Raw genomic sequence first — 12,211 nt, 5'->3', positions numbered from 1 at the left:
GCGGCGTACCGGGTCTTTTTACAGGAGCCCCTCCTCTTTGGGGGGGGGGGTAGATTGGGGTCGTGGAGCCGTGCCTGTTTCCGGCGGGCACGGCTCCACCAGACCTCACCCTCGATGGCGAATCACTGGGAGTCGCCGACGATGCGCTCCTGCCCGACCCGGTACAGCAGCGCACCGAGCTGCTCCTCGGCGCCGGTTTCGTTGGTGACGAGTGCACTGAACAAGCCGGCCTGCTTGATCTCGTAGTTGATCTGGGCGAGCCGCTGCCGGCCGGTGGTGGGCTGCAGGATCTCGTCGAGGTAGTCGCGGGCCGACCGGGTCGGAGCCTCGCCACGCTCGATGTACGAGCTGTCCGGGTCCGGGTCATTGGTGGGAGTCAGGCCGAGCGTCAACAGCAGGGTTCGGAGGGCAACGCTCTGCGACTTGGTGGTGGACTTGTCGGCGGTGTCGAGGGCCTCACCGCGGGTCTGGACGGTGAAGCTGTCGCCCATCGGGCCCATGATCTGCCAGGTGGTCAGCACGGTGCACTCGCGCATCTTGCTGCCGGACTTGGTGTTCTTCTCCCCGTACTCGGCCTCGACGGTGAGCGGGATGACGTTGATCCCGTGCTTCAGCGTGACCGGCCCGAAGACGTTGACGACCGTGTCGACGCCGCGGAAGTTGAAGCGAGTGCCGGACTGGTTGTACTGCTCGCCCTTGCCGATGGCGCGGATGTCGCGGCGGACGCGGAGCCACGCGAGGTGAACGGGGATCATGTCCGGGTCGTCGTCGCCGAGGTCGTACTGGCTCAAGTCGGGCAGTTGTTCGGCGGGCGCCGTGGTGGACTCCTCGGACGCCTGGTCGGTTGGGGCCTGCTCGGCCCGGCCGGCTTTGGCGGCGGCCCGCGCTGCGAGCGTGACGGGCTGGGTCATGCGCTGTGCCTCTTCCGCACATCGGTGGGGATGCTGATCTGGTCGTAGGGCTTGTCGGTCACGCAGTCCGCGTACGCCTCCGGCCAGCGTTCGGCGAGCCGGGAGAGGTCCGGGCTCTGCTTGCTGCGCTGCTCGATCGAGTACGCAGGCCGGTCGCCGAGGACCGCCATCTCCGCGCCGCCGAGCGTCGCGTACAGGCGGGCCTGCGCGGCCTTACGCCGGGTCTCTGCCTCGGCCTTGGCGGACACCGCGTCGAGGTAGTCCGCGAGCGCGTCCTGCGCGTCGCCGTCCCGGTCGATGTGCACCGTCCCGGAACGGTCCGGGTGCAGCCGCCGGTACAGGTCGAGGAGCGGGCCCGGGTCGGCGTCCGGGCTGAGCACCGGCGGCCGGCCGTCGACGATGCGCTGCCACAGCTCGGCGGCTGCGGCCCGCAGGTCGAGCACCAGTTGCTGGTGCTCGACCACGCGGACGGTGAACTGCCGGTAGTCGTTGCCGCCGATCTTCACCGCGACGTGCATGTGGTCGAACCCGCAGGTGTCGGCCTGGTGCAGGGTCTGCGCGAGGACGTCGTCCGGGCAGCCCCGCCGCCACATCGACGCCTTCATCTTGTCGCGGCATTTGATCTCCAGCGCGCACACCGCGCCGGGCTCGATCGGGCACGTGTCGACGCGCCGGTCGAGGGTGCACATCTGCCACGGCCGCTCCACGTTGGCGACCAGGCCGACCCGGCGAACCGAGCTGCGATTGCTGGCGGCCCAGCGGCGGGCGACGCCATCCTCATCGACGCGGCCCCAGTACGCGGGCTCAGAGTCGTCGGATTCCAGTGGCAGTTCACCGCGTTTGTCGTAGTAGACGGACAGCTCGTTGCCGTACTTGGACAGGCCGAGCATGGCGGTGATGTCGCTTGAACCGATGCCGCGCCGGCGGGCGGTGAGCCAGTCATCGCGGTTGGCGTCGGCCGGGAGAATGAGCCGAGCAGTCGGGGTGACGCGCCGCCCGGCGGCCGGGGCCTGGACCCCGGCCAGCGCGGTGACAGTCACGCCGCCCCCTTGCGCTGCTGCGGGACATGCCCGCCTGCCGCGATCAGAAGCCGCTCAGCCAGGTGCCGGGCGTCGGTACTTGCCAGCAGCATGTTCGCGCCGCCCAGGCGCTCCAGCAGCTTCTGTACCAGCTCGTCGCGCTCCGGACCTGACGCCGCGTACAGGTTCGCCAGCTCCTGGCCGACACCCCCCGGGTCCTCCGCTGCCTCCGCCGCGAGCGACACCAGCAGCGCGGATACCAGCGGCGTCACGTCCAGTTCCACACCAACCGGGCGGCGCCGAACCCACACCGGGAACGCGGCGTTGATCCGGTCCGCCGCCTGGGCGAGCAGACCCTCGCCGTTCAGCAGGGCGGCAACGTTCCGGGCAAGCGGGACACCGTACGTCTTGGCCAGCAGCCGGGCCGCTCGCTGCACCACCGGCCCCCCCAGCGCACTCACCGCACACCGCCGGCACGGACCAGCGTCAGAGCCTTGGCGTACTCCACCGCCGTCTCCGCGGACCAGTCCGCCGGGTCGCCGTGGTCGCCGACGAACCAGGCCGCGAGCTCCTGCTCCGACAGCCACGACAGCGCCCAGGCGACGAACTCGCCGTCATACACCGTCGTCGCCAGCTCGGTGCGCAGGCGAACACCGCGGCCGCCGTCGTCGTAGTGCAGTTGCTGGTGCACAACTCCACCGAAACGGTCCTGGTAGGCATGGACGGACCCGGCGTCGCGAAGGTGAACGTTCACGACGATGCGCTGACCCGCCTGGTGGACCTCGATGCCCCACGGAACCGGTTCGCCGAATGCGACGATCGTCTCGGCGAGCGCAAGCCCGGCGAGCATGTCCGGGCGCCTACTGTCGGGGGATTGGGTGGTCGTGGAGCGTTGGGTAGGCTGTGTGATCACGGCCTTCCTCCTTGCTGTGTTGTGTGTGGGGCCGTGGGGCTGCCGGTGGTCTAGCCACCACCAGCAGCCCAACCCAAAGTTGATGCAGCGAGCGGCGCGCTACGCGGCTTGCAGCTGGACGGCTGCGCGCTGGTGCGCGATGAGTTCCTCGATGGCTTCGACGGTCCCGAGACGGTGGCCCGGGTACCAGGCGGCCTCCGCTGCGGCCCGAGGCGTCAAGACGTCGCGTTCCCGTCGAGCGAGGGCGAGAATTCGGCCAGCCTCTCGGATGGCCTCGTCGCGCCTGGTCATGCGGCGGACGGGATGTCGGTGGTCATGAGGTCGTCAAGACTGATCCCGTAGGTGCGTCGGATCTTGGCCTGGGTCGCGGCGCTGGGGCTGCACTTGCCGTTGATCAAACGGGACATGGTGGACTGGCTGACCTTCAGGCGCCTGGCCATGTTGTAGGCGCTGTCATCCCCCGCCTGAGCTGCAGCCTGTCGGAGGTACTCGACGTTGAGTCGCACGTGCTCTCCTCGCAAGCGTGATGCTTCCGTCATCGGCAGTAGTGCCGGATGTGGAAGTAAAACTAGCCCCCCGGTGTCTCGTCGGCAAGTGCTTGCACATGTGGAAGTTGTGGAGTGGGGTGGCCCGCCGCTGGCCTGATACTCCCCACCTCCTATATTCCACTTATGGAACTACTGCCGGAGGTGCTAGCCGCTCGGCTATCCTCCGGTTCGGAGAGGTGAGGGACATGACACTTTCGGATCAGTACGCCGCCTGGCTCGGCGGCGCGATGCGCGCCGCCGGCCTCGACATCGACAAGCAGCGCGGCGGTGGGCGCCAAGCCCTGGCCCAAGCCGTCGGCGTATCCGCCAGCACCGTCGGACGATGGCTCGCCGCCGCCGCCGTCCCCAGCCCCGAGTACTTCGAACCCATTGCCGACGCCGTCGGCGTGCCGGTCACGCAGATGCTTGTTGATAGTGGAATCATTTCCGCCGCATCTCTGACGCTCGGCCAGCCAACAGACGTACGATTTGACCCCATCACCCCCGCGCAGGCGGCCGACGAGCTCGGGCTCACCGACCCCACAGAGCGCGCGCTGTTCATGCGAGACCTGGCTCAGCAGAACCGCCGCCTGCACGCCGCCGACGAGGGGGACGGTGATGCTGTAGCCCAATGACGGGGGAGGGTGCATGACCACGAGGACTACTACCGCGGCACTAGCCGGAGCAGCCATACCCATATGTGCAGCAGCTGCCAGTGCCGCGATCCTCCAACACGACGAGGTCATGGCCGTCGTCGGCCTGATTTTCGCCATCATCGGCGCGGCCGCCACGGTCACACGCGTCATCCACAGCGCCGTCACCGACACCGCGATCGAGCGCCGGCGGCTGCACCGCGCCGAAGAGCGGACCGCCGCGGAATACGCACGGTACATAGCCGCCAGGGCCATCGTCGATGCGGACGCGGAGCGACTGTGCCGGGACGCCGCCGACATGGAGGCCCGCTCGGCCCGGCGCCTCGCCGACGAGAGAGAGCGGCTGCGCCTCGAAACCGAAGACCTCCGGGGAGCGTTGAAGCGACAGGGCTACCAGATTGGGTTCGCGCATGCTCAACGCGGCATCGTCGAAGCTCAGAATCAGGTTGGCCGCATGGCAACTGTCATTCCGCTGCCCTCGCCAGCCGTAGGATCCGAGCCGGCCACAGGCAGCGGCCATTCGTCCTAGCGCTGGGGGATCCTTGCCAGACGATCACGACCTCATTCCAGCCATCGGCTACATCCGCGTCAGCACGTACCGTGAGGAGAAGATCTCCCCGGAGCTCCAGCGGGCCAGCATCGAGGCGTGGGCGGAGCGCCGGAGGCGCCGGATCGTCCACTGGGTCGTCGACCTGGATGTGACGGGGCGGAACTTCCACCGAAAGATCATGAAGGCCATCGGCTACATCGAGGACGGCGCCGCCAAGGAGATCGCCGCCTGGAAGTACAGTCGCTTCGGCCGCCAGCGCCACGGCAACGCGGTCAACCTCGAACGCCTGGAGCGCGCCGGCGGCGAACTCGTCTCCTCCACCGAGGAGGTGGACGCCCGCACCGCCATCGGGCGCTTCCAGCGCGGCATGCTGCTCGAAGTGGCCGCGTTCGAGAGCGACCGCACCGGCGAGCAGTGGGCCGAAACCCATGAGTGGCGACGGCGGCAGGGACTCCCCCACGGCGGCGGCCGGCGATTCGGCTACATCTGGCACCCCCGGAAGGTGCCCCAGCCCGACGGGACGTTCCGCGTCCAGCGTGAGCACTATGAGATCAATCCCGCTGTGGCCCCCGCCATCATCGAGATCTACCAGATGTACGTCGACGGCACCGGCTTCCGGGTCCTGGCCAACAGGCTCAATGCGGCAGGGATCCGCACTGCCCGGGACACGCAGTGGTGGGAAGAGAGCCTCAAAAGGTACATGGACAGCGGGTTCGCCGCCGGTTACCTGCGGCTCCACTCCAAGAGCTGCACGTGCGAACCGTACAATGGCGGATGTCCGAACCACGAGCACGTGAAGACGACCGACGAGAGCGTACTGCCGCCGATCATCTCCGAAGAGCTCTGGCAGGAGTACCTGGCGAGGCGCGCCTTGGTCAAGTCAACAGTCCCCAAGTCGCGGGCAGTTACACATCCGTTCTCAATGATCCTGCGATGTGCGCAATGCGGCGGATCCATCAACAAATACCGCGTCAAGATCTACTCATACGTTCGATGCAACAACCGCCGCCACCGCTCGTTCCTCTGCAAGGACACCAACATGCCCTACTCCATCGTCGAGGAGGCGGTGAAAAAGTGGCTGGGCGAGATCACTGGGGAGATCGACGCCGAAGCCTCACGGCCCGTGAAGAAGTCGGCACTGGGAGACAAGAATGAGCGACGCGCCGACGAACTGAAAGTCCGCATCGAGAAGCTGGAAAAGGCGGCGGTCAAGCACATGCGTGCATTCGCTCTCGCAGAGGGCGAAGATGACGCCCTGGAGGCGGAGTTCAAGGCGACACTCGCTCAACTACGCGCTGAGAAGGCGGAGGCATCTACAGAGCTCGCCAAACTGCGCGGTGATGCGAACGACGGCGCCAAGAGGTCGGGTGCGAGGACTGCCGCTCCGGCGATCGCCATCGGACTCCTGGAAGAGTGGGACACCCTCCCCCAGGAACGGCTCAACGCACTCCTGGCGAAGTTGATCCGAGCCGTCCTCGTGGGGCCGGCCAAGAAGGTCGCGGTGGTGCCGGTTTGGGCGCCGGCTGATGCGATCAAGACGGAGCCGCTGCGCTGGCAGGCCGCCAAGTTTGACCATTAGAGGCACTGATCGGAACGGTGTACGGGATGAACTTCGAGACGATGCCGGAGCTCAAGTGGGTCTTCGGCTACCCGTTCGCGATCGGGCTGATGGCGCTGGTGTGCACCGGGCTGTACCTGGTGTTCAAGAAGCGGGACTGGCTGTAGTCCGGAGCCCCGGGTCCCGCTGACCCGGGCCCCGCTGCCCCCGGGTCCAGGGCCGGGGCCGCTTCTGTGCGTGGACCCCGCGCTCCGCTTTCCTCACCGGACGGTGACAACTCGGCCTCGTTCCAAGGACGTTCGGTGCCGGCGCGGGATCGGAGGGGGACCCTTCCCCGGGAGCGGGGAGGGGGTCCGGATGCGGGCGATCGCGGGGATGATGACGGCGGCCGTGGTGATGGGGTTGCTGCTGGGCGGGGCGGTGAGCCTGCTGCTGTTCGCCTTCACGGACTGGTTCGACCCGATCGCGCGGTGGGTGCACGTGCACGGCTTCTTCCTCTGGGCCCACGGCACGCCCTAGACATCAGCCGGGCAGCAGTCGCTCGTACTCGGCCTCCGGGTCCAGTTGGCGCCGGTAATCGACGTGCAGCCGGACGGTGCCGTCCGTTCCGGCCAGGCGGTCGAGCGGGCCGGCGCCGGCCGGGAGCGGGTGGGGCTGCGGCCACTGCTGTGCGAGGACGGCCAGCGGGGTGCCGTCGGCGGTGCGGACCACCCAGGTGGCGCGGCCGCCGCCGATCAGCGGGAGCCGGGGCCGGGGGAGGCCGAGGGCGGTGAGCGCCGCCGGGGTGTCCAGGTGGTCGGGGAGGGTGAGGGTCTCGGCGTGCGGGGCGTCGGCGTCGTCGCCGGCCGCGACGCTGTCGCGGGTGAGGAGGATGCGCATGGCGGGAGGATAGGCCGGAGCCGCGGGCGAGCGCCCGGGGTGTGGCCCGCGGGGGTGGCGGCGGGGCCTCACCCGTGTGCCGGATTGACAAGGGGCATTGCCGTACTGGCAAATGGCAGGCATGGCCGACGAAGACTTCGAGAACGTCCTCACCACGGTGGGCCCGCGGCTGCGGGCGCTGCGGCGGGAGCGCGGCACCACGCTCGCCAAACTGGCCGCCGTCACCGGCATCTCGCTCAGCACGCTGTCCCGGCTGGAGTCCGGGCAGCGCAAGCCGACGCTGGAGCTGCTGCTGCCGCTGGCCCGGGAGTACCGGGTGCCGCTGGACGAACTGGTCGGCGCCCCGGCCACCGGCGACCCGCGGATCCACCCGCGCCCGGTGACCAGGAACGGCCAGACCATCGTCCCGCTCACCCGCCACCTGGGCGGCCTGCACGCCTACAAGCACATCGTGCCGCCGGGCCGGAACGCCGGACCCGAGCTGGAGCTGAAGGTCCACGAGGGGTACGAGTGGCTGTACGTGCTGTCCGGGCGGCTGCGGCTGGTCCTCGGCACCCACGACCTGGTGCTGACGGCCGGTGAGGCCGCCGAGTTCGACACCCGCACCCCGCACGCCTTCGGCAACGCGGGGCAGCAGCCGGTGGAGTTCCTCAGCCTGTTCGGGCCGCAGGGGGAGCGCATCCACGTCAGGGCGCGCCCGGGAACCTCTGTTCGGTAGGTTCGTTCCTGACAGGGGGTCTTCCTACCGGCTCCCGCCAGGCCATCGGGAGGGGCCGAGGAAATGACTGTGCAGCAGAGCGCGGAGTCCGGCGAGAGCGGCGGAGCCGGGGAGCGTGCGGAGGCCGGGGACGGCCGGGCGGAGCCGGGTACGGGCAGCGCGGTGGCGAAGGGTGCGGACGCGGGCGCCGGTGCTCCCGGCGGGATCGGTGCGCCCGGGAGCGCGGGTGCTCCCGGGAAAGCGGCCCCCGGGGAGGGCAGTGCCCCCGGGACGGCCGTCGCGCCGGGGCCGGCCGTCGCTCCCGGGGCGGCCGACGAGGAGGCCGAGCGCCCCCGGAAGAAGCGCCCGTTCTGGCAGGAGCTGCCGATCCTGCTGGTGGTCGCGCTGCTGCTCTCGCTCGGCATCAAGACCTTCTTCGTGCAGGCCTTCTCCATCCCCTCCGGCTCGATGGAGCAGACCCTCGCGATCGGCGACCGGGTGCTGGTCGACAAGTTCACCCCATGGTTCGGCGCCAAGCCCGAGCGCGGCGAGGTGGTGGTGTTCCGCGATCCGGGCGGCTGGCTGGAGGGCACGCCGACGGTCTCGGGCGACTCCGTGATGGGGACCGTCCAGAAGGCGCTCAGCACCGTCGGCCTGATGCCCTCGGCGGACGAGAAGGACCTGATCAAGCGGGTGATCGCGGTCGGCGGCGACACCGTCGAGTGCGAGGCGGGCTCGCCGCTGAGGGTGAACGGCGTCGCGCTGGACGAGCCGTACCTGTTCCCGGGTGCGACGCCCTGCGACAACGACCCGGTCGGCACCGTCACCGTGCCCAAGGACAAGCTGTGGGTGATGGGCGACCACCGCAACAACTCGCGGGACTCCCGGTGGCACCACAACGAGACCGGCGACGGCTTCGTGCCGGTGGACAACGTGGTCGGCCGGGCCTTCGTGGTCGCCTGGCCGTTGTCCGACTGGTCCACGCTGCCGGTCCCGGACACCTTCGACAAGGTGCCGGCCGGGGCGGCGGGCGCGGCAGGCGCGCCGTTCGGGACGCCGCCGGCGCCGGAGGCCGCCGCACTGGCCGGCATCGTGCCGCTCGCCCTGTGGCAGCGGCTGCGCTCGGCGCGGAAGGACCGCTGAGGCCGGCTCGCCTTCCCGGAACCCGGTCGACCGGCTTCGATCGGGTTCGATCGGCTTCGACGGAACTCCTCCCACTGACATCTACACGCCTGTAGAGTTCAGGAGGTGAGCTGAACGCCCGGCGGCCGGCCGCCCCGAGCGGGCGCCCGGCGGCCGGGTCCGGGTCGGGAGGCGGAGCCGTGATGGAGAATCAGTGCAGCCCCGGGGACGCCGGAGGTCCGGCGGGGCCGGAACCGGCGGGAACGGATCAGGCAGGACCGGAAACGGCGGCCCGGGACGTCCGCTGGGTCTACCAGCCGGTCGAGGTGGACCTCGGGGACGGTGGCTGGGCGCTCGGCCGGATCAGCGCGTGGTGGCAGGACGCGGCCGGGCAGCGCTGGTGCCGGCTGCGCATCGGCCGCGGCGGACAGCCCGCGCTCTGGCAGCCGTTCGACCCGGCGCGGGTGCTGCTGCTGCCGGTGTCCGGGCTCTGAGCAGGCCGGTCGGACATTCCGGTGGAACCGTTCGGCGGGCCCCGTCGTCCCTGGGATCGACCGCCGACAGGCCATTTAGCGACCGGGGACGACGTGACTTCGGAGATCTACTTCAGCAGCAACTACCGCGACCTGTGCGAGCAGCACGGCACCGGCGCGGGCTTCCAGTTCGAGTTCTCCTGCTACCGCTGCTCGGACACCTGGCGTTCGGCGTTCGAGCCGTTCCGGACCGGTCAGGTGGCGGGCTGGATAGGCAAGGGCGTCAGCGCGGCCTGGAACCTCATCGGCGGCAACGCCAACACCATCAGCAACGCCGCCGACGGTCTGGCCGGCCAGACCTGGGGCACCTCGCGGGACGAGGCCTTCCAACGGGCCATCACCAACGCCCAGTCCCACTTCAACCGCTGCGCCCGGTGCACCCATTACGTCTGCGGCCGCTGCTTCGACCCGGCCCAGGGCCTGTGCCACACCTGCGCCCCGGACACCGCGGCCGAGGCGGTGGCGGCGCAGCACCGCGGCCTCAACGACACGGTCACCGAGCGCGCGTACAAGTCCGGTCAGCAGTCCGGGGCCGAGTTCGACGTCAACGCGCCGCGTCAGCTGGTCTGCCCGCAGTGCCACACCGAGACCCACGGCACGCCGTTCTGCCCCGGCTGCGGCTTCCGACTGGCGCAGCCCGTCCAGTGCACGAGCTGCCACAAGGACGTCCCGGACGGCGCCGCGTTCTGTCCGTCCTGCGGGACGAGATGCTGACACCTCGTCCGCAGGACGGCGGGGCGCCCCCGGAGCGACGGGCCGGAGGCGCCCCGCCGTCGTGTGCGCGGGAGGGACCGGCTCAGCCGTACGAGAGGTTGGCGCAGGGATCGTCGTCGGCCGAGCGGGCGGCGCCGCTGACGCTGGTGGGCAGCGGGGCCGGGGCGGTGGGGGCGCCGCCGGGGGCCGCGGTGGCGGGGCCGGCGGGGTTGGCGGCGGCGAAGTCGTGGCCGAGGACGACGCTGACGCCCCGGCCGCCGGGCTGCACGGTCGCGCCGGGGAACAGCTTGGCGACCGCCTCGGCGGAGGTGCGCTCGCCGGTGCCGTACTCGACGACGGTGGTGCTGCGCGGCTTGCCGACCGCGTTGCCGACGCCGGCGACGGTGTAGCCGGCGCCCTTGACGGTCTCCGCGGCCCGGCCGCCGAGCCCGGACTCGCCGGTGCTGTTGAGCACGGAGACCTTCACCTCGGCGGCCTTGGCGTCCGGTGCCGGGGTCGGGGCCGGCGTGGGCGCGGCCTCGGCGGCGGGTGGGGCGGAGGGGGTGGCGGCGTCGGCCGGGGCGCTCGCGTCCTGGCCGTCGATGGTGCGGTCGGCCTTGAGCGCGGCCCACAGCTGGTCCACGTCGGGGTGCACCAGGGCGACCCGGGGGCCCTCGTAGCGCCAGGGCACGGTGAGGAACTTGATGTCGTGCAGGTTCACGTCCTTGAGTTCCATGGCGAAGGAGAGCAGCTTGGCGGCCGAGCCGAGGCCGGGGTCGACGGTCAGTGACCTGGTGGCCGCGTCGGCCAGCGGCAGCAGCGTGGTCGGGTCCATGCCGCGGGACTTGACCTCCTTGATGAGGGAGGACATGAAGGCCTGCTGGCGCTTGGTGCGGCCGATGTCGGAGCCGTCGCCGATGCCGTGCCGGACCCGGACGTAGTCCAGCGCGGCCTGGCCCTCGACCTTCTGTTTGCCCTTGGGGAAGAGCAGCTTCCCCTTGTGGCCGAGGTTGGGGTTGAGGTCCCCCTCGTGGATGTCGTTCGGCAGGCAGACCTCGACGCCGCCGACCGCCTTGGTCATCGCGGCGAAGCCGTTGAAGTCGACCACGATGGTGTGGTCGACGCGCAGGTTGGTCAGCTTCTCGACGGCGTTCTGGGTGCAGGCCGGGTTGCCCTGGTCGCTGTCGCCGACCGAGAAGGCGCTGTTGAACATCACATTGGTCTGCTCCTTGGTCCACTTGCCGTTGGGGAGCTTGCACGGCGGGACGGTGACCAGGGAGTCGCGGGGGATGGAGATGCCGACGGCGTGCTTGTGGTCGGCGTAGACGTGCAGCAGGATCGCCGTGTCCGAGCGGGCGCCGCCGTCCCCGCCGCCGCCCAGGTCGCTGTTGCCGTTGCCGCGGCTGTCCGAGCCGATCATCAGCACGTTGACCGGGGTGCGGCCCTGGGCGTCCGGGGTCGCGGCCTCCGGGCGGTCCTTGCTGAGGGCGTCGCCGTCGAAGGTGTTGATGTTGCTGTTCAGCCGGTAGTAGAGGCCGGCGCCGCCGAGGACGGCGAGCGCGGTGCAGCCGGCGGTCGCCCAGAGCACCTTCTCCTTGGTGCTGCGCTTGGGCTTCTTGCGCGCCCGGGCCGCTGAACGGCCGTCCGATATGCTCGCACTGTCCGGGTTCCGGTCGTTCTTCTGGCCGGTTCTCCGGCCGGTGGCCCGGCGTCCGCCCGCCCGGTGCGGCGAATTCTCGGCTTCGGGGGAACCCTTTCGGCCAGACACGTCGTCATCCTCCACAGTTGCCACGCGAGCCCCCGTCGAAAAGCGGCGGGTTCGCGTGGCCCGGGGCCGGAGCCGATCCGGGCGTGACCCGTCGCTAAACTTTTACACCGCTGTAGAACTTCAGTGGAGCATACTAGGCGCGGATGGGAAAACCAGCTGGTCAGACCATGAGAAATTGGTCAGAGCGGCTGTTCCGCGCTGCTCCGGACCCGTACGAGGAGCACGATGACTGATCGGATAGCACGTTCGATAGCCGGCGCCCTGGTGGCCCTGCTGGCCGCCGCCGGCCTCACCGCCGCGGCCTCGGGTGCGGCGGCGGTGGCCGCACCCCGAACCGTCGCGGCCGCCGCCGCGCATCCGGGAGCCCTGTCTCTTATACACATCTCCG

The 12,211-nt window shown here is 70.2% G+C and carries 15 protein-coding genes and 1 pseudogene; 9 read left to right on the top strand and 7 right to left on the bottom strand.

Annotation, left to right across the window (positions count from 1 at the left end):
* Positions 1-122: 122 nt before the first annotated feature.
* From ACFVHV_RS09270 to ACFVHV_RS09250, 5 genes are all read right to left on the bottom strand, one after another.
* Positions 123-911, bottom strand: a complete 789-nt coding sequence (locus ACFVHV_RS09270) for an ERF family protein (RefSeq protein ID WP_380350234.1) — start codon at positions 909-911, stop codon at positions 123-125.
* Positions 908-1,951, bottom strand: a complete 1,044-nt coding sequence (locus ACFVHV_RS09265) for a YqaJ viral recombinase family protein (RefSeq protein ID WP_380350231.1) — start codon at positions 1,949-1,951, stop codon at positions 908-910. Before ACFVHV_RS09265 ends, ACFVHV_RS09270 begins: the two co-directional genes overlap by 4 nt.
* Positions 1,948-2,370, bottom strand: coding sequence for a hypothetical protein (locus ACFVHV_RS09260; protein WP_380350228.1), 423 nt, complete (start codon positions 2,368-2,370; stop codon positions 1,948-1,950). Before ACFVHV_RS09260 ends, ACFVHV_RS09265 begins: the two co-directional genes overlap by 4 nt.
* Positions 2,371-2,387: 17 nt before the next feature.
* Complete coding sequence (locus ACFVHV_RS09255) at positions 2,388-2,843, bottom strand: hypothetical protein (protein ID WP_380350225.1); 456 nt, start codon at positions 2,841-2,843, stop codon at positions 2,388-2,390.
* A gap of 287 nt (positions 2,844-3,130) precedes the next feature.
* Entirely contained in the window at positions 3,131-3,349 is a 219-nt protein-coding gene (locus ACFVHV_RS09250) for a helix-turn-helix transcriptional regulator (protein WP_380350222.1), read from the bottom strand.
* Positions 3,350-3,576: 227 nt separating this feature from the next.
* Here ACFVHV_RS09250 and ACFVHV_RS09245 point away from each other — a divergent pair, with 227 nt between their 5' ends.
* The 5 genes and pseudogenes from ACFVHV_RS09245 to ACFVHV_RS09225 all read left to right on the top strand — a co-directional run bounded on the left by ACFVHV_RS09245 (position 3,577) and on the right by ACFVHV_RS09225 (position 6,650).
* The gene (locus tag ACFVHV_RS09245) at positions 3,577-4,005 is read left to right on the top strand and encodes a helix-turn-helix domain-containing protein (protein ID WP_380350219.1); all 429 of its coding nucleotides are present in this window, start codon (positions 3,577-3,579) and stop codon (positions 4,003-4,005) included.
* A 109-nt stretch (positions 4,006-4,114) separates the two neighbouring features.
* Positions 4,115-4,552, top strand: a complete 438-nt coding sequence (locus ACFVHV_RS09240; protein WP_380350216.1) for a hypothetical protein — start codon at positions 4,115-4,117, stop codon at positions 4,550-4,552.
* A 13-nt stretch (positions 4,553-4,565) separates the two neighbouring features.
* Complete coding sequence (locus ACFVHV_RS09235) at positions 4,566-6,152, top strand: recombinase family protein (RefSeq protein WP_380350213.1); 1,587 nt, start codon at positions 4,566-4,568, stop codon at positions 6,150-6,152.
* A 5-nt stretch (positions 6,153-6,157) separates the two neighbouring features.
* Positions 6,158-6,298: pseudogene (locus ACFVHV_RS09230) on the top strand (CorA family divalent cation transporter); the annotation flags it as partial.
* Between the two features lie 190 nt (positions 6,299-6,488).
* On the top strand, positions 6,489-6,650 hold the full coding sequence (locus ACFVHV_RS09225) for a hypothetical protein (protein WP_359900721.1): 162 nt from the start codon (positions 6,489-6,491) through the stop codon (positions 6,648-6,650).
* 3 nt (positions 6,651-6,653) lie between these two features.
* Here ACFVHV_RS09225 and ACFVHV_RS09220 read toward each other — a convergent pair whose 3' ends face one another.
* Positions 6,654-7,010: a hypothetical protein gene (locus ACFVHV_RS09220; protein ID WP_380350209.1), complete on the bottom strand. Its 357-nt coding sequence runs from the start codon at positions 7,008-7,010 to the stop codon at positions 6,654-6,656.
* Between the two features lie 121 nt (positions 7,011-7,131).
* Here ACFVHV_RS09220 and ACFVHV_RS09215 point away from each other — a divergent pair, with 121 nt between their 5' ends.
* The 4 genes from ACFVHV_RS09215 (at position 7,132) to ACFVHV_RS09200 (ending at position 10,076) form a co-directional block, all read left to right on the top strand.
* Positions 7,132-7,728: an XRE family transcriptional regulator gene (locus tag ACFVHV_RS09215; protein WP_359900727.1), complete on the top strand. Its 597-nt coding sequence runs from the start codon at positions 7,132-7,134 to the stop codon at positions 7,726-7,728.
* Positions 7,729-7,791: 63 nt separating this feature from the next.
* A complete protein-coding gene (gene lepB / locus ACFVHV_RS09210) occupies positions 7,792-8,850 on the top strand; it encodes a signal peptidase I (RefSeq protein WP_359900730.1) in 1,059 nt (352 codons plus the stop codon).
* 179 nt (positions 8,851-9,029) lie between these two features.
* The gene (locus ACFVHV_RS09205; protein WP_359900733.1) at positions 9,030-9,323 is read left to right on the top strand and encodes a hypothetical protein; all 294 of its coding nucleotides are present in this window, start codon (positions 9,030-9,032) and stop codon (positions 9,321-9,323) included.
* Between the two features lie 93 nt (positions 9,324-9,416).
* Positions 9,417-10,076, top strand: a complete 660-nt coding sequence (locus ACFVHV_RS09200) for a zinc ribbon domain-containing protein (RefSeq protein ID WP_380350204.1) — start codon at positions 9,417-9,419, stop codon at positions 10,074-10,076.
* Positions 10,077-10,158: 82 nt separating this feature from the next.
* On the opposite strand, the gene ACFVHV_RS09195 is transcribed toward ACFVHV_RS09200, so the two are convergent.
* Positions 10,159-11,823, bottom strand: a complete 1,665-nt coding sequence (locus ACFVHV_RS09195; RefSeq protein ID WP_380350201.1) for an LCP family protein — start codon at positions 11,821-11,823, stop codon at positions 10,159-10,161.
* Positions 11,824-12,211 lie beyond the last annotated feature (388 nt).

Source organism: Kitasatospora sp. NPDC127116, assembly GCF_042677365.1.
Taxonomy (GTDB): Bacteria; Actinomycetota; Actinomycetes; order Streptomycetales; family Streptomycetaceae; genus Kitasatospora; species Kitasatospora lactacystinica.
The sequence above is the reverse complement of the archived record's forward strand: the minus strand, read 5'-3'. Positions and strand labels throughout refer to the sequence as shown.